The organism is Neobacillus terrae (assembly GCF_011393025.1).
Taxonomy (GTDB): Bacteria; Bacillota; Bacilli; order Bacillales; family Cytobacillaceae; genus Neobacillus_A; species Neobacillus_A terrae.
This window is the reverse complement of sequence record NZ_JAAOEO010000004.1, coordinates 50812-72828: the sequence shown is the minus strand read 5'-3', so window position 1 is coordinate 72828 and position 22017 is coordinate 50812. Positions and strand designations below refer to the sequence as shown.

Genomic DNA, 22017 nt, shown 5'->3' with positions numbered 1-22017 from the left:
GTAATTTCAGCTATTTTCAGCATGAAAAAAGATAATGCAGCACGTAAGAAAAAGGGGACCCGATCATTTTTTTCGGAAATAAAGGAAATAATTGACCCTTTACCCTCAAAGAAACCTCAGCAGCAAAAACGTCATGCTCCTGCAGCTTCATCCCAAACATGGCAGGATAGGGAGCTGCAAAACAGTCTTGAAAAAGAATACAACGAGAAAAAAAGGGAAACAGAACGAAAACCATCTATCAGTAAAAATGAAATTACTTCCAAAGGGGCAGAGGAAAAAGGGGCTGACAATCCTTCCCTGCATGTTGATAAACAGAGCCTTGTAAATGCAATTATATGGTCTGAAATTTTGGGCCCAGCCCGGTCCAAACAGTCCTTTTTTCAGAAACGCCATTGAATACCCCACTATTTTTCCATAGAAAAATGGTGCTAGAACCTTCTTTCATTTCATACATATGAGATGAAAGGGGGTTCTTTTTTTATGGCAAAAAAATGGGGCCAACGTATTCGCAATTGGATGGCAGATAAAATGGATCTTCCTCAAGATGTCATGATGGATTTACCCCGGATCACGATGATCGGACAAATACACGTATATATTGAAAACCACAGAGGTTTATTGGGGTTTACTGACAGTGAAGTAAGGCTGCTTTTAAAGCAGGGGCAGCTTTTAATAAAGGGAAAGGCCTTAGTAATAAGGACCATTTTACCTGAAGAAATTTTATTGGAAGGAAAAATAGATCAAGTCATTTATTTAAATGAAATAGGGGGACAAAAATGAAGAACCAGTGGCTTGAATTTTTTTATGGGAGTGTAACTGTAAGGGTTGAAGGAAAGGGAATAGAGAGATTCTTAAATGTACTTATTCGTAACGGATTGCATGTATGGAATGTTAAAAGACATGGAAGCGGCACTGCTACATTTACAATGAGGCTGCAGGATGCTCTGCAAATAAGAAGGTATGCCAGACACAGTGATTGCTCTATTGGCTTTTTAAGACGAAATGGAGCCCCATTTCTTGTTAAAAGAATCTTTAAAAACAGCGGCTTTTTTCTGGGCGCTGTTGCCTTTTTCCTCATAATTATTATTCTATCCAACAGTATATGGGGGATTGAAATAAAGGGGGCCAAGCCTGCAACCGAATATAAAATACGCAAGGAATTGGACCAAATGGGAATAAAAGTTGGAAAGTTTCAATTTTCAATAGATAGTGTAGAAAGTATACAACGTAAGCTTACCAATAATATTGGCGCTATCACATGGGTAGGTGTGGAATTAAAGGGGACAACCTATCATTTTCAGGTTGTAGAAAAAAAACAGCCCAAGGACCCGAAAGTTTTGGCACCTCAGAATCTTATTGCTAAAAAGAAAGCAATTATTGTAAAGAGGTTTGTTGAAAGAGGGAAACCGGTAGTTGATATAAATGATCATGTTGAGGCAGGGCAGCTTCTTGTTTCGGGTTTAATCGGCAAAGAAGACGGTCCTATGCAGGCTGTTGCAGCCAAGGGTGAAATACTTGGAGAAACCTGGTATAAAAGTTATGTTGAATTGCCGCTGCAAACCCGCTTTAAAGTTTATAACGGGAAAGAGCAGCAAAAACATTCACTTTTAATTGGAAAATTCGAAGTGCCTATATGGGGTTTTCAAAAGGTGAAGTTTAAGGAATATGAGACAGAAAAGAATGAACATGCTATACACTTTTTTAAATGGAGCTTGCCAATTTCCTATGTAAATAGGACTTTTCGCGAGAAAGAGGACATTATCCGAACGTATTCAAACGAGGAAGGCATTAAAGTAGCAATGGAAATTGCAAAAAAAGATATAAAAAAGCGACTTGATGAAGATGCTACGATTAAGGACGCAAAAATTTTACATGAGGCATTTCAGAATGGTAAAGTAACATTATCAATTCACTTTCAGATTTACGAAAATATTGCAAAAGGACAACCCATAACCCAAGGAGACCTAATGAATGACTGAAAAGTTAGAAACCATCAATGTGCAGCTTGAAAATCCAAATGAGGCAATGACACTCTTTGGAACTTCCGATTCAAACCTTAAAATCATTGAAGAAAACCTTAAAGTTACAATCGTTACCCGTGGAGAATCCCTCAGCCTGTCTGGAGAAACTGAAGATGTGGAACTCGCAAGCCGGGTGCTTGACAGATTACTTTTTGTTATACGAAAAGGAGTCAGCATTAGCCAGAGAGATGTTACTTACGCTGTTCAGATGGCGCAAAAAGGAACACTTGAATATTTTGAAAATCTTTATGAAGAAGAAATTGCAAAAACAGTAAAAGGAAAGTCCATTAGGATTAAAACGCTTGGACAGCGCCTTTATATATCTGCACTCAAAGAAAATGACCTGGTTTTTAGCATAGGGCCTGCCGGTACCGGTAAAACCTATTTAGCTGTTATTATGGCAGTGAATGCCCTGCGAAATGGACATGTCAACAAGATTATCCTTACACGCCCAGCTGTCGAGGCGGGTGAAAGTCTTGGTTTTCTTCCGGGAGACCTAAAGGAGAAGGTGGATCCTTATTTAAGACCGCTCTACGACGCTCTTCATGACGTTTTAGGCATGGAGCATACCCAAAGGCTTATTGAGAGGGGAACGATTGAAATCGCTCCGTTAGCTTATATGAGAGGACGGACACTGGACGAAGCATTTGTTATTCTGGATGAGGCCCAAAATACGACTCACGCACAAATGAAAATGTTCCTGACCCGTCTTGGTTTCAGTTCACGAATGGTCATTACAGGTGACCGTTCTCAGGTAGACCTTCCAAAAGGTGTTAAATCCGGACTGATTGTAGCGGAGGAAATCTTAAAGGATGTAAAGGGAATTTCTTTTATTTATCTTGATAAAAGTGATGTTGTTCGCCATCCGCTGGTTGCCAGAATTATTGACGCTTACGAGAAAAATTTATAGAAATTACACCCTGGGCTGTTCAGTATTCGAGCGGCCTTTTCTTTTTGCTCAAAATATGTGTGGCAATGCTTGATTTCTTTTTTAAGGTGAAAGTTGGAAGAAAAACTGTTATGATTTTACATAAAGAATGGCGCAAAGACGTTGGAGGGATACCCTGGTGGATAAAATACGGCAGAATTTCATAAAAATAAGAAAGCTGCTTGATTTCACTTTTTTTCGTGTTTTATTTTTTCTAACTTTGGGTGTACTACTCTATATAGCAATGTTCAGCAATGTCAGACCAGAGAAGCTTGACCTTAGCCTGTTTAAAGTGGCTGAAAAAACGATTCGGTCACCAGGAACAGTTGAGGATAAGCTTAGCACCGAGAAAAAAAGAAAGGAAGCACTCGACCAAGTACAGGATGTTCTAATTCTAAAAAAAGAATACACTCAGAACAGAGTAGATTTAATTACATCCATTTTCGAATCAGCGAGTGAAGTAAATGAAGATATTAAAGATGAGATGCAAAAGAAAGCTGCGGAGGGTGGAGATGCTTCTTCCAGGCCAATAGAACCTGTTCCCTCTGAAAAGGCTGCCCGACTTAAAGAGAAGCTTACTGAAGGTGTAACCAAGGATATTCCAGATGAGGTATTCCTGAGTTTAATGCAGGCAAACAAGGAAGACTTAGCAATTGCGAAGGATTTAACAGTAACAGCCATCAACAATATTATGAGTAAAAGAATTTCAGCTGACGATGTGGAAAATGCTAAAAAGAGAGTAGAGGAAGAATTAAAATATACAACACTTGATGGACCTCTAAAAAACTCTGCTATTGAGCTTGGCCGATATGCTATTGTTCAAAATGAATTTTATGATCCGGAAGCAACGGAGGAACTGCGAAAGCAGGCCGCTGAAAATGTGGAACCTGTAAAGATCCTTCAGGGACAGATTATTGTTGAAGAAGGTGAATTGATTACCAGGGATAAATATCGCCAATTAAAGCTTGCAGGATTTCTTAATATTGATAAATCGCTAAAACCATATATTGGTCTTGCTTTTTTAATAGGGCTAATTCTTTCCATTATTTATTATTATTTTAATCAGCTGAAGACGGACCCTGATAAAAGACAGACATTTTTACTCCTTTTTGGATTGATATTTACGCTTTCCATTTTCTTAATGAAAATGGTCAGTCTGCTTCATGAGCTTAATTACACCGAAATTAGCTATATCTTTCCCGCCGCTATGTGCGGAATGCTTATCAAAATTCTGATTGATGAGAAGCTGGCTGTTTTTATTTCCATCATTATGGCCGTATGCGGAAGTATCATTTTTAATGAAGGGATTTCTGGGGCTTTAAATATTTCTGCAGGGATTTATATCCTCTTCAGTTCACTTGCCGGAGTTTTGTTTCTCAGTACTCAAAACCAGAGATCAAAAATTTTGCAAGCGGGATTTTTTGCGTCAGCAGTCAATCTTATCACTTTATTGTCGCTTATGTTTTTGCGGAATGGACAGTATTCCGGCATGGAATATGGTTTTTTCATTATCGCTTCACTTGTTTCCGGAGTAGTGTCTGCTGTTTTATGTATAGGATTTCTGCCTTTTTTTGAAGCTAGCTTTGGAATTTTATCAACAATGAAGCTGATTGAACTTTCAAACCCGAATCATCCTTTACTTAGAAAAATACTGACAGAGGCTCCTGGAACCTATCATCACAGTGTCATGGTTGCCAATTTGGCTGAATCAGCCTGTGAAGCTATCGGAGCCAATGGATTGCTTGCACGTGTCGGCTGCTATTATCACGATGTAGGAAAAACAAAAAGGCCCCTCTTTTTTATAGAAAACCAGCTGAACAGAGATAATCCCCATGATCGGCTGCCACCGGAGAAAAGTGCGCAAATTATTATAGCGCATGCAGCTGATGGAGGGGCAATCCTAAGAAAGTACCATATGCCTAAAGAAATTGTCGAAATTGCAGAACAGCATCATGGAACTTCTCTGCTGAAATTTTTTTATCACAAAGCAGCTCAGGTTAATCCGGATATTAAAGAAAAAGAATATCGGTATGCCGGGCCTAAAGCGCAAACTAAAGAGATTGCCATTATTGGGATAGCAGACAGTGTGGAAGCAGCTGTACGCTCAATGACTCAGCCAACCCCAGGGCAAATAGAATCGCTTGTTAGGTCTATTACAGCTGATAAACTGCAGGATGGGCAATTTAATGAATGTGAACTTACACTTAAAGAACTTGAAGTGGTCGCCCATACTCTATGTGAAACATTAAAAGGAATATTCCACTCCAGGATTGAATATCCGGAAATAACAAAACAGAAGGTGAAAGAAGCATGAATTTAAATATTGACTTTATGGATGAAACAAATCAGGTAGCAGATGACTATATTAGCGAGATTGAAAAGCTCCTGAATTTTGCAGCGGAAAAACAAAAGGTTGAAGCTGGCACAGAACTTTCAGTTACCTTTGTAACAAATGATAAGATACAGGAAATTAACCGGGAATACCGTGAAAAGGACAGGCCTACAGATGTTATTTCGTTTGCAATGGAGGAAATGGGAGATGGTGAAATAGAATTAATTGGCGCTGATTTGCCTCGTGTACTTGGGGATATTATAATCTCCACTGAGAGAGCTAAAGATCAGGCTGAAGAATATGGCCACTCTTTTGAGCGTGAGCTCGGATTTCTGGCTGTTCATGGTTTCCTTCATCTCCTGGGGTATGACCACGAAAATGAGGAAGATGAAAAAGAAATGTTTTCACTCCAAAAGGATATATTGGACGAGTATGGGCTTAGACGGTAGGAAAACCACTAAGCCTATCCCTCTTTGGAAGTCTTTTTCATATGCCATAGCAGGTCTTGTTTCAGCCTTAAGGACAGAAAGGAATATTCGCATTCATTTATTTGCGGCATTTATTGCTATCCTTCTGTCTTTCTTATTTTCTATTTCATCAATGGAATGGGTCTGTATCATAATAGCTATTGGCGGAACAATCTCATTGGAATTAATAAATACGGCAATAGAAAGGGTGGTAGACCTTGTTACACAGGATTTTCACCCTCTGGCAAAACAGGCAAAGGATATTGCAGCAGCTGCAGTTTTTGTATTTTCCATTGTTTCAGCTATAATCGGGATGTTTATTTTTCTTCCTAAGATTATTAACGCCTTTTTATAGGCTTTTTTTCTTGTCCATTTGAAAACGATATTATGTTCCGTTAAAATGACAAGGCAGGCTGTTTAAATAACAGCTTAATGTTATGAGAAAATTCTAAATTTTTATTACGGTTTTGCTACAAATAATGAAAAGCCGCTGGTTTTGAGGTAAAATAAAAATATATCCCAGCTTTTTCCGCAGGAAAGGAAGTATCATTTTGAATATCAATGAACTGATTGAAGAAGCAAAAAAAGCAAGGGAAATGGCTTACGTTCCTTATTCGAAATTCCCTGTCGGAGCAGCTTTATTATTTAGTGACGGCAAGGTATATCGGGGTTGCAATATAGAAAATGCTGCATATACGATGTGCAATTGTGCAGAGCGCACAGCCCTCTTTAAAGCCTTTTCAGAAGGTGATAAGAAATATTCTATGCTTGCCGTCGTGGCTGATACAGACCGTCCATGCTCGCCCTGCGGTGCCTGCAGGCAGGTTATTGCAGAGCTATGCGACAAAGAGATGAAAGTGGTTTTAACGAACCTTCAAGGGGATATACAAGAGTTAACTGTAAGGGAACTTCTGCCAGGGGCTTTTTCACCGGAGGATCTATATGGAAACTAATATGAACAACAATCAAGGATATAAATCAGGCTTTATTTCTATTATCGGCAGGCCAAATGTTGGAAAATCGACTTTTTTGAATCGCGTTATTGGGCAAAAGATCGCAATTATGAGTGATAAACCGCAAACTACGAGAAATAAAGTCCAGGGTGTCCTTACACTTGAGGATTCACAGCTGATTTTTATTGATACACCAGGAATTCACAAACCAAAACATAAACTTGGCGACTTTATGATGAAAGTAGCTCAAAATACGCTTAAGGAGGTGGATCTTGTTCTTTTTATGGTTAATGCTGAGGAAGGTTTTGGCCGGGGAGAGGAATTTATCCTTGAAAAGTTTGAATCAATAAAAACCCCAGTGTTCCTTGTTATTAACAAAATTGATCAGGTTCATCCCGACGAACTGCTTCCAATCATGGAATCTTATAAAGAAAAGTATTCTTTTAAAGAAATTATTCCTATTTCTGCCCTTGAAGGCAATAATGTTGATCGATTGTTGGATCAAATTAAAGGTTATCTGCCAGAAGGGCCGCAATTTTACCCGGCGGATCAGGTTACAGACCATCCTGAGCGTTTTATCGTTTCAGAATTAATCAGGGAAAAGGCGCTTCATCTGACACGTGAAGAAATTCCTCACTCCTTGGCAGTATTAATCGATAAAATGGAACGGCGTCAGGATAAGGATGTTATCAATGTTATGGCAACCATTATTGTGGAAAGAGATTCACAAAAAGGTATTGTTATCGGAAAACAGGGATCCATGCTGAAAGAGATTGGAAAACGTGCAAGAATTGATATCGAAAATCTTCTCGGTTCAAAGGTCTTTCTGGAGCTTTGGGTAAAGGTTCAGAAGGATTGGAGAAATAAAGCCTCCCAGCTTCGGGATTTTGGATTCAGGGAAGACGACTATTAATTTCAGCCCTAATTAGACTATTAGTAGTCAAGGGAAATTATGCATGCTATGGATTAACAGTTTTTAGTACTCATGATTTTAGGATGGCAGGCTATGATAAATGTAAGGTATTGAATTTGTAAATGCTAGTCTAAATATTGAAAGGTGGGGTTTTGAAATGTTGGATTTTACCTGGAAGGTTTTCAGTGAAACAGGTAACATTGACACATATCTTCTCTTTAAAGAGCTGGAGAAGGAAAGACAAGACAGACCCGGGACTCTGGATGATGAACTAGCAACAATGGATTCTCCTGTTTCATAAGTTTGACCTTCCATAAATGGATGGTGACTTGAATGCTCGAAAAATGTGAAGGCATCGTCATAAGAAATACGGATTATAGTGAAACCAATAAAATAGTTACTCTTTATACACGTGAGTGGGGGAAAATTGGGGCGATGGCAAGAGGGGCCAAAAAAACAAACAGCCGCCTTGCTGCCATCTCCCAGCTCTTTACACATGGATACTTCCTAATTCAAAAAGGATCAGGACTCGGAACCCTTCAGCAGGGCGAAATGATTTCATCTATGCGATCTATCAGGGAAGATATTTTTTTAACTGCCTACGCGAGTTATATTGTGGAGCTGACCGATAAGAGCACAGATGATAGAAAGCCAGACCCTTTTTTGTATGAGCTGCTTTTTCAAACGCTTCATTACTTAGATGAGGGCTATGATCCAGAGGTGCTCAAGAATATTTATGAATTGAAGATTTTGAATGTACTTGGGCTCCATCCTATATTGAATCAATGTGCAGTTTGCGGCAGTATGGAGGGCCAATTCTCTTTTTCAGTAAGAGAGGGAGGGTTTATCTGCCACCGCTGTCTTGAAAAAGACCCGTACCACTTTAAAATATCAGCTGCAGCTGTAAAGCTTTTAAGAGTATTTTATTATTTTGACCTTTCAAGGCTTGGAAATATATCAGTTAAAGAGGAAACAAAAGCTGAGCTGAAAAAGGTAATCTCAGCATACTACGAGGAATATTCGGGACTTCATCTAAAGTCAAAGAAATTCCTTGATTCCATGGATAATTTAAAGGGACTTATATAAAATTTTTTTATATACAATTAGAACAATTCACCATTCATATTGACAATGCTTGCTGTTTTGGTTAATATCTCTATAAAGTTAAATAATTGCAGTGACGGAAAGGAGTACTTTGGCTCCTCTGTATCAAGCGATCCCGGGACAGTGGAAGCCGGGTTATAGAGACCGGAGGAAGGCGTTCCTGAGCAATTTTATTTTAAAGAGGCCGCTTTTGCGGCAATTAGGGTGGAACCGCGGGTAACTCTCGTCCCTATGCGATGTGCATAGAGGATGAGAGTTTTTTTATTTTCCATTTTATTAACATTAAAGGAGAGAAAATGATGAGTGTAAGTATGGAGCAGATTGTGTCACATGCGAAACACAGGGGATTTGTTTTTCCTGGATCTGAAATATATGGAGGTTTGGCAAATACGTGGGACTATGGTCCTCTTGGAGTGGAATTGAAGAACAATATTAAACAGGCATGGTGGAAAAAGTTTGTTCAACAGTCCCCTTATAATGTTGGTATTGATGCAGCTATTCTGATGAATCCAAGGACTTGGGAGGCATCGGGCCATATTGGCAACTTTAATGACCCTATGATTGATTGTAAAAATTGTAAAGCTCGCCACCGTGCAGATAAGCTAATTGAAAATGCTCTTGAAGAAAAAGGAATTGAGCTAGTGGTTGATGGCCTCCCATTTGAAAAAATGGAAGAATTAATCAAGGAGCATAATATTGCTTGTCCTGAGTGTGGCAGCCACGATTTCACGGGTATCCGTCAATTTAATCTAATGTTTAAAACATTTCAGGGTGTTACCGAAACTAGTACAAATGAAATTTTTCTTCGTCCTGAAACAGCCCAAGGCATTTTTGTAAACTTCAAAAATGTTCAGCGTACGATGAGAAAAAAATTGCCTTTTGGTATTGCCCAAATTGGCAAAAGCTTTAGAAACGAGATAACCCCAGGTAACTTTACTTTCCGTACTCGCGAGTTTGAGCAAATGGAATTAGAGTTTTTCTGTAAGCCGGGGGAGGAATTAAAGTGGTTTGATTTCTGGAAACAGTATGCCGAGCAATGGTTAATATCTCTTGGTTTAAAAAGAGAAAATTTAAGATTACGTGATCATTCAGAAGATGAATTGTCTCATTATAGTAATGCTACTACTGACTTTGAATACAAATTCCCATTTGGCTGGGGCGAGCTATGGGGCATTGCCTCCAGAACAGACTACGACTTAAAACAGCATATGCAATTTTCAGGTGAGGACTTTCATTATAATGATCCCGAAACCAATGAAAAGTATGTTCCGTATTGTATAGAGCCATCCCTGGGTGCTGACAGGGTAACCCTTGCTTATTTAATCGATGCTTACGATGAAGAGCAGCTCGAAGATGGTACATCAAGATCGGTTATGCATTTTCATCCTGCACTAGCGCCATTTAAAGCAGCTGTACTTCCATTGTCCAAAAAGCTTTCTGAAGATGCAAGAGGTGTATATGAAGAACTTTCAAAGCATTTCCTTGTGGATTATGATGAAGCTGGCTCAATTGGAAAACGCTACCGCCGACATGATGAAATCGGAACACCATATTGCATTACTTTCGATTTCGATTCTGTTGAAGACAAAATGGTAACTGTCAGAGACAGGGATACAATGGAACAGACAAGACTTCCTATTACTGAGTTAGTAAACTTTTTACAAGAGAAAATTAGTTTCTAATTTAAAGCACTGACCGAAATGTTCTAATGGAAGGAAAAGGTAAAAAAGAAAGTGCGGCTGATCGAAGCTGCACTTTCTTTTATTTTTTCAAATACTAAGGTTCTATCTGCCTTTTCATTTATTTGGATTGGTATATAATGTTTTTATATAAGTATAACTCTTTTGCTGTTTCAAGGAGGAAAAGTATATCAGTTTTGTGTTAAATGATACTTAAAAGGTGGTGAGGACAATAGAACTTAACAAACGGCAGGAGCAAATCCTTCAAATTGTAAAGGATAATGGACCGATTACCGGTGAACATATTGCAGATCAGTTAAATTTAACGAGAGCAACATTAAGGCCTGATTTGGCAATACTAACTATGGCTGGTTTTTTGGATGCCCGGCCGCGAGTGGGGTATTTTTATACAGGAAAGTCAGGTACTCAGCTTCTGACCGAAAATCTGCAAAAGATATTTGTGAGAGAATATCAGTCGATTCCCGTAGTGGTAAATGAAAATGTTTCCGTATATGATGCCATCGTTTCTATGTTTTTGGAGGATGTAGGAACTCTATTCGTAGTCGACCAAAATTCATTGCTTGTGGGCGTTCTGTCTCGAAAGGATCTTTTGCGTGCCAGCATTGGCAAACAGGAGCTGGCAAGTCTTCCAGTCAACATTATTATGACGAGGATGCCGAATATTACTATATGTGAAAGAGATGATCTTCTTATTGAAGTTGCAAAAAAATTGATTGATAAACAAATTGATGCACTTCCTGTAGTCAAGAAGACAGAAAGAGGCTTTGAAGTAATCGGCCGTGTGACAAAAACTAATATAGCCAAGGCTTTTGTTGCTCTAGGAGAGGATATGTAAAAAATTTCAAAAGAGGAGATGGTTGGGAATAATGAGTATGCCAGTTATTTATGTCGTCTCTGATTCTGTCGGGGAAACGGCTGAATTAGTTACAAAGGCGGCAATAACCCAGTTTAACGGTTCAGGAATGGTTCTTAAAAGATTTCCTTATGTAGAGGACATAGAACATATTGACGAGGTAATTTCCCTTGTAAAGATGGACAAAGGGATGATTGCCTTTACACTTGTGAAGCCTGAGATGAGGGAATATATCCAAAAAGCAGCAAAAATAGAAGGAATTTATGCTTGTGACTTAATTGGTCCATTAATGGATCAGATTCAAGAGTTAACAGGAAAAGTACCTCTTTGTGAACCTGGCCTAGTTCGTAAGCTTGATGAGGATTACTTTAAAAAGGTTGAGGCTATTGAGTTTGCTGTTAAGTATGACGATGGCCGTGATCCACGTGGTATTATGAAAGCTGATATTGTTTTGATTGGGGTATCAAGAACATCCAAAACCCCCCTTTCACAATACCTTGCTCTTAAGCGCTTAAAGGTAGCTAATGTACCTCTCGTTCCAGAGGTTGAGCCACCTGAAGAGCTTTATAAGGTTCCGCCTGAAAAATGCTTTGGATTAAAAATCAGCCCCGAAAAACTAAATAACATCCGGCGTGAAAGATTAATATCATTGGGTCTTAACGATCAGGCAAGCTACGCTAATATTGAACGGATAAAAGAAGAGCTTGTATTTTTTGAAAAAGTGGTTTCCCGAATTAACTGTCCGATCATAGATGTAACCAATAAAGCGGTCGAAGAAACAGCAAATGAAATTTTAAATTATATACATAAAAAATGAACTTCCTGCACATAATCAAAACGGTTATGTGCATTTTTCTATAATTTGGTACATTGCTTTAAAGAATTAAAAAAGTAAAATTCTAAAGTGAAAATTAATGGAAAAATATAAAACAATGTACTATAATAAAAAATTGTGATAAAAATGTATGTTATTAGGTTTAGAGTTGGGTTTGAACGAATAAACTATTTATTGTGAGATGTCAAGGGAGGCTCTTTAAAAATATTCGACATAATCTGTATTGAATCAAATAAGTCTATCTTGCTTTAAAAATGGCCGTTGGCAAAGAAAAGTTCTTGAGGCAAGAAGGATTATGCGGAGTGATGTAGAATTAGTACTAATGAAATTAGCGTGCCCACTATATTTGTAGATGCAGATTCCTGCCCGGTAAAAGAAGAAATTGTCGAAATTGCCTCTGATTTTTCAATAAAAGTCCTTTTTGTTGCTTCATATAACCACGTAAAAAATGATTTTACATACGCGGAGTGGAAATATGTGGACATCGGAAAGGAAGCGGCTGATCTTTTTATTATGAATCATGCTGCCAAAGGAGATATTGCAGTAACCCAGGATATTGGCCTCGCTTCTACCCTGCTTCCAAAAGGGGTTTATGTTCTATCTCCAAGGGGAACTTTATTTGAAGAAAAAGGAATTTTGACAGCTCTTGATTTGCGTTTTTTAAGTGCAAAGGCACGCCGCAGAGGAGAGTATGGAAAAGGGCCAAAACCCTTTATATCTTCCGACCGGGAACGGTTTGTGAAGGAACTGACAAACATTTTGTCGAATCTTGTAGAGGGATAACTGCTATACTTTTTTTAGAAAAATGGAGTTGTTTTCATGGCAGAGCGCATTGCCGAAGAAAAAATCAACCAAATTCGTCAGGGTGTAGATATTGTTGAAGTAATAAGTGATTATGTTCAACTTACAAAGCACGGGCGAAATTACTTCGGATTATGTCCTTTCCATGGAGAAAATACACCGTCTTTTTCTGTCGCACCAGATAAACAAATTTTTCATTGTTTTGGCTGTGGTGCCGGTGGAAATGTTTTTTCATTTTTAATGGATCTTGAAGGGCTATCCTTTCAGGAGGCAGCCGTAAAGCTGGCCGGACGGGCTAATATTGAACTTGATATTAGCTTACAAACCTCCGGGAATGAAAAAGGAATATCACCTGAACTCCAGGCGATGCTCGATGCACACGACCTATTAAAGAAATTTTACCATCACTTGCTGGTAAATACAAAAGAGGGTCAAGACGCACTGGAATACCTGCTTAACAGGGGTTTTACGAGAGAATCCATTGATAAATTCGAAATTGGCTATTCGCTTAATTCATGGGATTTTGTTGTTAAATTTTTAATGAAGCGGGATTTAAAGCCTGAATGGATGGAAAAAGCGGGATTGATTATCAAAAGGGAAAAGGACGGAACCTATTTTGACCGTTTCAGGGATCGGATAATGTTTCCGGTACTTGACCGACATGGCAGAACGATTGCGTTTTCCGGGAGATCTTTGGGGGCGGAAGAGCCCAAGTATTTGAATAGCCCCGAAACGCCAATCTTTAATAAAAGTAAAGTTTTATATAACTTTCATTTAGCAAAACCAAATATAAGAAGAACCCAGCAAATTGTCCTTTTTGAGGGTTTTGCTGATGTCATTGCTGCTGACCGTTCCGGTGTGGAAAATGGAGTAGCCACAATGGGAACTTCTCTTACGGCGGAGCATATCTCATTAATCCGTCAGAATACAGGCAGTGTTACAATTTGTTATGACTCCGATAAAGCGGGGATTGGAGCCGCTTTCCGTGCCGGAAACATGCTAAACGAGGCAGGGCTCCAGATTAAGGTTGCTCTAATGCCAGATGGCATGGATCCAGATGATTATATTAAAAAAATGGGTTCCGAGAAATTTAGGAATGAAGTAATAGGTTCCAGCCTTACCTGGATGTCCTTTAAATTTCTTTATTATAGAAGAGGAAAAAATCTTAAGGATGAAGGAGATAGGCTGGCTTATATCGAACAAGTATTAAAGGAAATATCCCAATTGACTAAAGCGGTTGAAAGGGACCTTTATCTTAGGCAGATTGCAAGTGAATTTTCATTATCGCTTGAAGCATTAAATCAGCAGCTTCAGACCTATGCTGCCCCGGGAAGAAATAAGCAAAACCGGGGATCACCACCTCCCGTTAAAAAACCATTAATCAGGCAGGCGGCAGGATTAAAGCCTGCTCATCACAATGCTGAGCGAAGCTTGATCGCACATATGTTAAAAAACAGAGAGTTTGCCTTCAAGGTTCAGGACCTATTAACTGGCAGCACCTTCAACATAGATGAACATCAGGCAATTATCACTTATTTATTTGGCTTCTACGAAGATACTGCTGATCCTGATTCCAACGCGTTTTTAAACTATATTAAAGATGATAAACTTAGAAGAATTGTGGCAGACATTGAAATGATGCCAATAAATGAAGACGTGACGGATAAGGAATTAACTGATTATATCAAACAGGTGTTGAATTATCAAAAACTGCTAAAAATAAAGGAAATGCAAGCTGAACAAAATGAAGCTGAGCGCCAAAAAGATTTTAGCAAGGCAGCATCGATAGCAATGCAAATCATTCAATTACGCAAATCCTTATAGATCCCATTTGGAAGTTGTGATTTTTAGAAGGAGGGGGACAAATGGCTGAAAAATCAGCACGTTCAAAAGAGGTCGAAAATGAGTTGACCGTTGAACAAGTAAAAGACCAGTTAACGGTACTGGGTAAGAAAACCGGCGTCCTTGCCTATGATGATATAGCGGAAAGATTATCAGTTTTTGAATTGGACTCGCATCAAATGGATGAATTTTATGAATTTCTGGGCGACCAAGGCATTGAATTGATAGGAGACAGTGATGAGGATGAAGACCCAGACGCCAAGCAGTTATCCAAGGGTGGTGAGGAGGAATTTGATCTAAATGATTTAAGCGTTCCTCCAGGCGTTAAAATTAATGATCCAGTCCGTATGTACCTTAAAGAAATTGGCCGTGTAGATCTTCTCTCAGCTGAAGAGGAAATTAGCCTTGCTAAAAGGATTGAAGAAGGAGACGAAGAAGCAAAACGTCGCCTTGCTGAAGCAAACCTGCGCCTGGTTGTAAGTATTGCAAAGCGTTATGTAGGCCGCGGTATGCTTTTCCTTGATCTTATTCAGGAAGGTAATATGGGTCTTATAAAAGCTGTTGAAAAGTTTGATTACCGTAAAGGGTACAAATTCAGTACGTATGCGACATGGTGGATTCGGCAAGCTATTACCCGTGCTATTGCTGACCAAGCCAGAACCATTCGTATTCCGGTTCATATGGTGGAAACCATTAATAAGCTAATTAGGGTCCAGCGGCAGTTGCTTCAGGATCTTGGCCGCGAACCAACACCGGAGGAAATTGCAGAAGATATGGATTTAACACCTGATAAGGTAAGGGAAATTCTGAAAATTGCTCAGGAACCTGTATCACTTGAGACTCCGATCGGGGAAGAGGATGATTCTCATCTTGGCGATTTCATTGAAGACCAGGATGCAACTTCACCTTCAGAACATGCAGCTTATGAACTTTTGAAGGAGCAGCTGGAAGACGTCCTTGATACTCTTACCGACAGGGAAGAAAACGTTCTTCGCCTTCGTTTTGGCCTTGATGACGGACGTACGCGTACACTTGAAGAAGTGGGCAAAGTCTTCGGCGTAACTCGTGAGCGTATACGCCAAATTGAAGCAAAAGCTCTCCGGAAATTGAGACATCCAAGCCGAAGCAAAAGGCTTAAGGATTTCCTGGAATAAATTTTATATAAAGCGATTGTTGAAAAATAGTTTACTTCTTACAATAGGGGTAAGCTATTTTTTTATTTCTTAGGCTATGTTAAAGCACAATTGTGATTTTTTACATAATGAATGGAGCAGAAGGGCTATATACTCGAAATCAATTATGCTTTCCATTCAAACGTCCTGCGGGGAAAGGCAGACCATGATCCTACAGGCGCACTGCTCTGAAAAGGCTCCCTTTGTGCTCCTGCGTTATAGAGTAGTATAAGGAGAAGCCCGTGGCCTTCAGCTCGTCACAAGGCCGCTTGTAGCTGTTCTCAGATGTTTCTCATTAAGTTCTTACAGGCAATAGCTTGACCGTCCGCGGAAAGCGAGCGACTGGAGAGGAAATCAACACGCAATGTTAACAGATACCTATGGCAAAAAAGTTGGCACACGAGTGAATGAAATAACAGTTATCATGAGTTATTTATAAAGCAGAAAGGTACCCCCATGGATGAGAATAGAAAGAAAATCATATTAAATGAAATTCAATATTGGAAACAGAATAAAATGCTCCCGGAGCAGTATTGTGATTATTTATTAACACTCTATTCCGGAGGAAATCCCGCCGTCGAAAAACAGAAAACTAAAGGATGGATTCTTCAGCCTCTTTTATTTTTGGCTGCGGTTTCAATAACAGTATTTGTCACTTATTTTACTGAATTGTCACTTATTTTGCAAATAGCCATTTTGCTTTTGTTGGGAATCGCTGCGGGAATATCTTTCTTTTATTTTTTTAAAAAAGGAATAGTCAGCCATTTATCTTTAATACTTACTGCTTTGATCCTGTTGATTGGATCCGTAGAAATTACTTCGGATGTTTTTACGGGGAAACATATACCGCTTGCTATATTGGTAGCCGTTAATTGTTTAGCCTGGCTTATAGTGGGCAGGAAACTTAGGATATTATACTTTTTTATTTCTGGAATTGCTGGCCTAGTTATTTTAGTATATTTTATTTTTGTATAATAAAATATATTTAAAAGTTTTAAAATGTTGAGAAAATTATTTCATTCCTATTATAATATAAAAGTAAACGCATACAAAGCTACTTTGGAGGGGGGATGGAAATGAATTTTGATTTAACCGCGGAACAGGAAATGATCCGCAAAATGATGAAGGAATTTGCGGATGAAGAGGTAGCACCAGGAGCACTCGAAAGGGATAGAACAAAAAAGTTTCCCGTTGAAGTCTTTAAAAAGCTTGGCGATATGGGAATTATGGGACTTCCGTTTCCAGAACAATATGGCGGTGGCGGGGCGGATACTATAAGTTTTGCTATTGTAACGGAAGAGCTTAGCAGAGCGTGCGGTTCCACTGGTATCACTTATTCTGCACATATATCACTTGGGGGAGCCCCAATTAATTTATTTGGAACAGAGGAACAAAAACAAAGGTATTTAACACCTATCTGTTCAGGTGAATCTTTTGGAGCCTTCGGTCTTACAGAACCCAATGCAGGATCTGATGCAGGCGGTACAAGAACCTCAGCAAGCGAAGAAAATGGGGAATTTTTAATTAACGGAAATAAATGCTTCATAACAAATGCAAGTTTTGCAAAGCATTTGGCTTTGACAGCAGTCACAAGCGAACAGGACGGCAAAAAGGAAATCACTGCTATTATAGTTCCTACTGATGCAAAAGGATTTTCAGTGATTGATAACTATGAAAAGATGGGCCTTAATTCATCCAATACTACTGAACTGGTTCTTGAGGACGTCCGAGTACCGGTTGAGAATCTTCTTGGTAAAAGAGGAGAAGGCTTTAAACAATTTTTAATTACTCTTGATGGCGGCAGAATAGGAATTGGTGCTATGGCTGTTGGCATTGCGCAGGGAGCATATGAAAAGGCACTTAAGTATGCAAAAGAAAGAAAGCAGTTTGGAAAATCACTTTCTTCTTTTCAGGCTATTCAGTTTAAACTTGCAGACATGGCAATGAAGATTGAACTTGCAAGGAATATGGTTTATAAAGCAGCCTGGCTAAAAGACCAGGGCAGGTCTTTCTCCAAGGAAGCGTCAATGTGCAAGCTGTACGCCTCTGAAATTTGTATGGAGGTTACTGACCAGGCAGTCCAGATACATGGTGGTTACGGATACATGAAAGAGTACCATGTCGAAAGATATATGCGAGATGCCAAGCTTTTGGAAATTGGTGAGGGAACATCAGAAATCCAGCGTACCGTTATTGCAAGGCAAATTGGCTGTTAGGAGTGAGACTGCAAAAGCAGTCTCCTTTTCTACTTTAATATAATGTTAACCCGAAATTTTTAGTTGTTTAAGAGGCATAATACCTCCTAATTCAGGTAATTAAAAACTTTATAGTGAATATTCGACATTAGGACTTTTCCTTCTGTCATTTTTCAAGTAAAATAAAGTTGTTTGTAATGCATTTATTGTTAACAGATGTTCTTACATAAGGAGGTAACAAGATGAATCGTAATCCAGTAGTTCCTTTTATTTTGATTATGGTCCTGGGTATTGGACTAATCTTTGCTCTGTCATTCAAAGGACTTGGAGATTCTAAAGAGTTAGCTGATGAGAAAAATGGCGGCGGCAAGAAAACTGAAGCTGTAGCAGCTAATCCAGAAGATATTTACAAGACCACATGTATTTCTTGCCATGGTGACCAGTATCAGGGCGTTGTTGGTCCAACATTAAAGGGAGTAGGCAAGAAATATTCCCACGCTCAGCTTAAAAACATTGTAATGCATGGTAGGGGTGCAATGCCTTCAGGACTTGTTCCAGAAGAAAATGCAGACAAAATGGCTGACTGGCTGGCAAAATTATAAGAAAAGCGTAAGCGCCCGTTTAGCGACGTAGTCAATTGATGAAAGGCTAAAATTGCCACATCCTCGAAAAAGCGATTCGTTGTTGTCTTATCGTAGGTAGGAGTAGGATGGCGATAGCTGCCCAAGTATCACCTAAAGGTCATACTTGTTGCAAGATACTCAAAGAAGCATTCCATAGTTGAAAACTCGCTGGGCGCTTTAAGCTAGACACTAGTGCTTTTCTAGAGTAGAATATTTGTATTTCCTAAAAAGAGGTCCTTTGCATATGTAAAGGACTTTTTTTATACTTGTAAGAGAATTGATACTAGAGATGTGGTGTGAATACATGAATGCTGACAAATTATCGAAAAGACTGGAGAGGGTGGCTGATTTTGTTCCTAAAGGCTCTAAAACAGCTGATATAGGATCCGATCATGCCTATCTTCCATGCTACCTAGTTAAAAAAGATGTAATCCCTTTCGCTATTGCAGGAGAAGTGGCAGAGGGGCCTTTTCAATCCGCTGCTGGGCAGGTACTAGCTGAGGGCCTTGTGGAACAAGTATCAGTAAGGAAAGGTGACGGGCTTGATGTACTGAATCCAGGAGAAGCAGAGTGCATTACCATTGCCGGAATGGGCGGTGCATTAATTGCCAGTATTTTGGAGCGAGGGAAAGACAAACTTGATAATGTGAAAAGGCTGATTCTCCAGCCAAACGTTAGTGCCATTTCAATAAGGGAATGGTTCATGGAAAATGGCTGGGAGCTTGTGGAAGAAGATATCCTTGAGGAAGACGGGAAAATATATGAAGTCCTGGTTGGAGAAAAAGGAGACCCTAGCCTTCCATATAAAGATATGCAGAATAAAGGTTTATTGTTTGGTCCATTTTTAATGAAAAAAGTTAATGAGGCATTTAAAAAGAAATGGGCACTTGAGAAGGATAATTGGGAAAAGATTCTGAGTCAGCTGGAGAAGGCAGCTCAAACAGAAGAAACCTTAAGGAAAAAGCAGGAACTTCAGCAGAAAATTAAATGGGCTGAGGAGGTTTTATAAAAGATGAAACAGGTTAATGGACACGAAATTATCCAGCTTTTTGAAAGGTTTTCCCCTAAGGGATATGCAATGGAAGGGGATAAAGTGGGCCTTCAGGTTGGACGCCTTAATCGAAAAGTAGAGAGAGTCATGATTGCTCTTGATGTTCTTGAGGAAGTAGTAGATGAAGCAATTGAAAAAAATGTCCAGCTTATTATTGCCCACCATCCTATCATATACAGGCCTCTTCAAAAGATCTCAACTGATACCTTACCAGGGAGAATCTTTGAGAAATTGATAAAGAATGATATTTCTGTTTATGCTGCCCATACCAATCTGGATATAGCAAAGGGCGGGGTAAACGATATGCTTGCTTCTGCGCTTGGCTTGGAGAATGCAGAGGTCCTTGCTCCTACAGTAGAAGAAAAGCTTAAAAAGATCGTTGTATATGTACCGGAAGAAAATGCAGAAGAAGTCCGAAAAGCCCTTGGAAAAGCAGGAGCAGGTGCAATAGGGAATTATAGTGACTGTTCTTTTTCTTCAGCAGGTGAAGGAAGATTTCTTCCCGGTGATAACACAGATCCTTATATCGGAGAGCAGGGCGTTCTTGAAACTGTTAATGAAGTCAGGATAGAAACAATTGTTCCTGAAGCTTTAATAAAAAAGGCAGTTTCGGCAATGCTGAAGGTCCACCCTTATGAGGAAGCTGTCTTTGATATCTATCCCGTTGAAAATCAGGGGGAAGTCCTTGGTTTGGGAAGAATTGGCCAAGTTCAGGAGATGACCCTTGCAGAATTCACTGAAAAGGTTAAAACAGCCCTTAATGTTGATAAGGTGCGTGTAGTAGGAGATTTGAACGCAAAAGTTAGAAAAGTAGCGGTTTTAGGTGGAGATGGCAACAAGTATTGGAGCCAGGCAAAATTTAAAGGCGCCGATGTATATGTAACGGGTGATATTTATTATCACACTGCACATGATGCAATGATGCAGGGACTTAACATGATTGATCCGGGTCATAATGTTGAAAAAGTAATGAAAAAGGGCGTAGCAGAGATTTTAACAAAAAATTGTGTAGAGGCTGGCTATCAAGTCACCATTTTCCCTTCTGAAGCAGATACAAATCCCTTTAAATATTTATAGATGGTCAAGTTTTGTCTTTGATAGCTCGGCTGAAAAATAATTTATAAAAGAAGAACCAGTCCAAGAGGGACCGGTTCTTTTTGTGTTTTTAATTTATTGCCTCAGGCTTTTTTACCTTTGGCAAGATACGGTTTAGGGGAACTTTCTTTTCCCTAGTCCAGGTACTTTCATCTTCGGGATTAAACTGATCAAGGAAAGTAATAACTTCCTTTGTTATCGGTGTTGGAGTCGAAGCACCAGCGGTAACCGCCACTGTCGAAGCATCCTTCAGCCAGTTGATATCCAGTTCAGAAATGTCAGCAATACGATAGGCTTTTGTGCTGGCAATTTCTTCCGAAACCTGAGCCAGACGGTTTGAGTTATTGCTTTTTGGATCTCCTACCACAATAAGGACATCTGCTTTCCCAGCCTGTTCCGCAACTGCCTCTTGGCGCACCTGGGTCGCAAGGCAAATTTCTTTATGGACTTCCACATGTGGATACTTTTCCTGAACCAATTTCATAATTTCAGCAACATCCCATTGGCTCATCGTAGTTTGGTTGGTAACAATGATTTTATCGCTGTTTATGTTTAATGCCATAACATCGGCTGGCGTTTCTACAAGATGGACGATGCCAGGAGCAACACCAACTGCGCCCTCCGGTTCAGGATGGCCTTTTTTACCGATATAAATAACTTGAAAGCCTTCCTTTTCTTTTAGAAGGATTAAGTCGTGTGTTTTGGTTACATCTGGACATGTGGCATCAATAGTCACTAGGCCTTTCTCTTTGGCTAGCTTTCTGACTTCTGGAGAAATACCATGTGCTGTAAAAATAACAGTGCCCTTATCTACTTTTTCAAGAATAGCCATTCGGTTTGGACCATCTAGTGTAATAATGCCTTCTTCCTCAAAGGCATCGGTAACGTGTTTATTATGAACTATCATCCCAAGAATGTAGATTGGGCGTGGCAGTGATTTATCAAGAGCTGCGTTTCTGGCAATTACCATGGCATCAACCACTCCATAGCAGTAGCCGCGCGGAGAAATTTTAATAACATCCAATTCAATCGTCCTCCTATTAAGAACATGGACTTAAAGTCTATGTAATTATTATATAGAAAATATTAATATAATACAAAGTGAGTATAAGTACACCAGAAGGAAAGTAAA

Annotated in this window: 23 protein-coding genes and 1 other annotated feature; of the genes, 22 read left to right on the top strand and 1 reads right to left on the bottom strand. The window is 39.3% G+C overall.

What is annotated here, in order from left to right:
- The first annotated feature begins 21 nt into the window (after positions 1-21).
- The 22 genes from G8761_RS07020 to G8761_RS06915 all read left to right on the top strand — a co-directional run bounded on the left by G8761_RS07020 (position 22) and on the right by G8761_RS06915 (position 20867).
- On the top strand, positions 22-396 hold the full coding sequence (locus tag G8761_RS07020) for a hypothetical protein (protein ID WP_166025042.1): 375 nt from the start codon (positions 22-24) through the stop codon (positions 394-396).
- An 84-nt stretch (positions 397-480) separates the two neighbouring features.
- Positions 481-780, top strand: coding sequence for a sporulation protein YqfC (gene yqfC / locus G8761_RS07015; protein WP_166025040.1), 300 nt, complete (start codon positions 481-483; stop codon positions 778-780).
- Positions 777-1979, top strand: a complete 1203-nt coding sequence (gene yqfD, locus G8761_RS07010; RefSeq protein ID WP_166025038.1) for a sporulation protein YqfD — start codon at positions 777-779, stop codon at positions 1977-1979. The genes yqfC and yqfD overlap by 4 nt, the downstream gene beginning before the upstream one ends.
- On the top strand, positions 1972-2931 hold the full coding sequence (locus G8761_RS07005) for a PhoH family protein (protein WP_166025036.1): 960 nt from the start codon (positions 1972-1974) through the stop codon (positions 2929-2931). The genes yqfD and G8761_RS07005 overlap by 8 nt, the downstream gene beginning before the upstream one ends.
- Positions 2932-3088: 157 nt before the next feature.
- The gene (locus tag G8761_RS07000; protein ID WP_166025034.1) at positions 3089-5263 is read left to right on the top strand and encodes an HDIG domain-containing metalloprotein; all 2175 of its coding nucleotides are present in this window, start codon (positions 3089-3091) and stop codon (positions 5261-5263) included.
- Positions 5260-5730 (top strand): rRNA maturation RNase YbeY, encoded by a 471-nt coding sequence (gene ybeY / locus G8761_RS06995; protein WP_166025032.1) that lies wholly within the window; start codon positions 5260-5262, stop codon positions 5728-5730. The genes G8761_RS07000 and ybeY overlap by 4 nt, the downstream gene beginning before the upstream one ends.
- Positions 5714-6103: a diacylglycerol kinase family protein gene (locus tag G8761_RS06990; RefSeq protein ID WP_166025030.1), complete on the top strand. Its 390-nt coding sequence runs from the start codon at positions 5714-5716 to the stop codon at positions 6101-6103. Before ybeY ends, G8761_RS06990 begins: the two co-directional genes overlap by 17 nt.
- A gap of 196 nt (positions 6104-6299) precedes the next feature.
- Positions 6300-6701 carry a cytidine deaminase gene (locus G8761_RS06985; protein ID WP_166025028.1) on the top strand — a complete coding sequence of 134 codons (402 nt, stop codon included), beginning with the start codon at positions 6300-6302 and terminating at the stop codon, positions 6699-6701.
- Positions 6691-7614, top strand: coding sequence for a GTPase Era (gene era, locus G8761_RS06980; RefSeq protein WP_420800232.1), 924 nt, complete (start codon positions 6691-6693; stop codon positions 7612-7614). The genes G8761_RS06985 and era overlap by 11 nt, the downstream gene beginning before the upstream one ends.
- Before the next feature lie 157 nt (positions 7615-7771).
- Positions 7772-7915 carry a YqzL family protein gene (locus tag G8761_RS06975; protein WP_081679945.1) on the top strand — a complete coding sequence of 48 codons (144 nt, stop codon included), beginning with the start codon at positions 7772-7774 and terminating at the stop codon, positions 7913-7915.
- Between the two features lie 32 nt (positions 7916-7947).
- Entirely contained in the window at positions 7948-8700 is a 753-nt protein-coding gene (gene recO / locus G8761_RS06970; protein ID WP_166025026.1) for a DNA repair protein RecO, read from the top strand.
- An 82-nt stretch (positions 8701-8782) separates the two neighbouring features.
- Positions 8783-8952, top strand: a binding site (T-box leader).
- Positions 8953-9017: 65 nt separating this feature from the next.
- On the top strand, positions 9018-10400 hold the full coding sequence (locus tag G8761_RS06965; protein ID WP_166025024.1) for a glycine--tRNA ligase: 1383 nt from the start codon (positions 9018-9020) through the stop codon (positions 10398-10400).
- 217 nt (positions 10401-10617) lie between these two features.
- Positions 10618-11253 carry a transcriptional regulator CcpN gene (gene ccpN, locus G8761_RS06960; RefSeq protein WP_338000920.1) on the top strand — a complete coding sequence of 212 codons (636 nt, stop codon included), beginning with the start codon at positions 10618-10620 and terminating at the stop codon, positions 11251-11253.
- A 31-nt stretch (positions 11254-11284) separates the two neighbouring features.
- Positions 11285-12088 carry a pyruvate, water dikinase regulatory protein gene (locus G8761_RS06955; RefSeq protein WP_207789141.1) on the top strand — a complete coding sequence of 268 codons (804 nt, stop codon included), beginning with the start codon at positions 11285-11287 and terminating at the stop codon, positions 12086-12088.
- Between the two features lie 351 nt (positions 12089-12439).
- Positions 12440-12889: a YaiI/YqxD family protein gene (locus G8761_RS06950; protein WP_420800231.1), complete on the top strand. Its 450-nt coding sequence runs from the start codon at positions 12440-12442 to the stop codon at positions 12887-12889.
- A gap of 36 nt (positions 12890-12925) precedes the next feature.
- Entirely contained in the window at positions 12926-14731 is a 1806-nt protein-coding gene (dnaG, locus tag G8761_RS06945; RefSeq protein ID WP_166025023.1) for a DNA primase, read from the top strand.
- Between the two features lie 41 nt (positions 14732-14772).
- Positions 14773-15903, top strand: a complete 1131-nt coding sequence (rpoD, locus tag G8761_RS06940) for an RNA polymerase sigma factor RpoD (protein ID WP_166025021.1) — start codon at positions 14773-14775, stop codon at positions 15901-15903.
- A gap of 474 nt (positions 15904-16377) precedes the next feature.
- A complete protein-coding gene (locus tag G8761_RS06935) occupies positions 16378-16896 on the top strand; it encodes a hypothetical protein (RefSeq protein ID WP_166025019.1) in 519 nt (172 codons plus the stop codon).
- A gap of 101 nt (positions 16897-16997) precedes the next feature.
- Positions 16998-18137 (top strand): acyl-CoA dehydrogenase family protein, encoded by a 1140-nt coding sequence (locus G8761_RS06930; RefSeq protein ID WP_166025017.1) that lies wholly within the window; start codon positions 16998-17000, stop codon positions 18135-18137.
- 221 nt (positions 18138-18358) lie between these two features.
- On the top strand, positions 18359-18718 hold the full coding sequence (gene cccA, locus G8761_RS06925; RefSeq protein WP_166025015.1) for a cytochrome c550: 360 nt from the start codon (positions 18359-18361) through the stop codon (positions 18716-18718).
- Between the two features lie 325 nt (positions 18719-19043).
- The gene (locus G8761_RS06920; RefSeq protein WP_166025013.1) at positions 19044-19748 is read left to right on the top strand and encodes a tRNA (adenine(22)-N(1))-methyltransferase; all 705 of its coding nucleotides are present in this window, start codon (positions 19044-19046) and stop codon (positions 19746-19748) included.
- Positions 19749-19751: 3 nt separating this feature from the next.
- Entirely contained in the window at positions 19752-20867 is a 1116-nt protein-coding gene (locus G8761_RS06915) for a Nif3-like dinuclear metal center hexameric protein (protein WP_166025011.1), read from the top strand.
- A gap of 88 nt (positions 20868-20955) precedes the next feature.
- Here G8761_RS06915 and G8761_RS06910 read toward each other — a convergent pair whose 3' ends face one another.
- Entirely contained in the window at positions 20956-21909 is a 954-nt protein-coding gene (locus G8761_RS06910) for a 4-hydroxy-3-methylbut-2-enyl diphosphate reductase (protein WP_166025008.1), read from the bottom strand.
- Positions 21910-22017: the final 108 nt, after the last annotated feature.

What these genes read in the sequence shown, in the direction of transcription:
- era (WP_420800232.1), top strand. Translation starts at nt 6,691, where the DNA reads ATGGAAACTAATATGAACAACAATCAAGGATATAAATCAGGCTTTATT.
- rpoD (WP_166025021.1), top strand. Translation starts at nt 14,773, where the DNA reads ATGGCTGAAAAATCAGCACGTTCAAAAGAGGTCGAAAATGAGTTGACC.
- G8761_RS06930 (WP_166025017.1), top strand. Translation starts at nt 16,998, where the DNA reads ATGAATTTTGATTTAACCGCGGAACAGGAAATGATCCGCAAAATGATG.
- G8761_RS06975 (WP_081679945.1), top strand. Translation starts at nt 7,772, where the DNA reads ATGTTGGATTTTACCTGGAAGGTTTTCAGTGAAACAGGTAACATTGAC.
- G8761_RS06955 (WP_207789141.1), top strand. Translation starts at nt 11,285, where the DNA reads ATGAGTATGCCAGTTATTTATGTCGTCTCTGATTCTGTCGGGGAAACG.
- G8761_RS06965 (WP_166025024.1), top strand. Translation starts at nt 9,018, where the DNA reads ATGAGTGTAAGTATGGAGCAGATTGTGTCACATGCGAAACACAGGGGA.
- G8761_RS07005 (WP_166025036.1), top strand. Translation starts at nt 1,972, where the DNA reads ATGACTGAAAAGTTAGAAACCATCAATGTGCAGCTTGAAAATCCAAAT.
- cccA (WP_166025015.1), top strand. Translation starts at nt 18,359, where the DNA reads ATGAATCGTAATCCAGTAGTTCCTTTTATTTTGATTATGGTCCTGGGT.
- yqfD (WP_166025038.1), top strand. Translation starts at nt 777, where the DNA reads ATGAAGAACCAGTGGCTTGAATTTTTTTATGGGAGTGTAACTGTAAGG.
- G8761_RS07020 (WP_166025042.1), top strand. Translation starts at nt 22, where the DNA reads ATGAAAAAAGATAATGCAGCACGTAAGAAAAAGGGGACCCGATCATTT.
- dnaG (WP_166025023.1), top strand. Translation starts at nt 12,926, where the DNA reads ATGGCAGAGCGCATTGCCGAAGAAAAAATCAACCAAATTCGTCAGGGT.
- G8761_RS06990 (WP_166025030.1), top strand. Translation starts at nt 5,714, where the DNA reads ATGGGCTTAGACGGTAGGAAAACCACTAAGCCTATCCCTCTTTGGAAG.
- G8761_RS06915 (WP_166025011.1), top strand. Translation starts at nt 19,752, where the DNA reads ATGAAACAGGTTAATGGACACGAAATTATCCAGCTTTTTGAAAGGTTT.
- ybeY (WP_166025032.1), top strand. Translation starts at nt 5,260, where the DNA reads ATGAATTTAAATATTGACTTTATGGATGAAACAAATCAGGTAGCAGAT.
- yqfC (WP_166025040.1), top strand. Translation starts at nt 481, where the DNA reads ATGGCAAAAAAATGGGGCCAACGTATTCGCAATTGGATGGCAGATAAA.
- G8761_RS06935 (WP_166025019.1), top strand. Translation starts at nt 16,378, where the DNA reads ATGGATGAGAATAGAAAGAAAATCATATTAAATGAAATTCAATATTGG.
- G8761_RS06920 (WP_166025013.1), top strand. Translation starts at nt 19,044, where the DNA reads ATGAATGCTGACAAATTATCGAAAAGACTGGAGAGGGTGGCTGATTTT.
- recO (WP_166025026.1), top strand. Translation starts at nt 7,948, where the DNA reads ATGCTCGAAAAATGTGAAGGCATCGTCATAAGAAATACGGATTATAGT.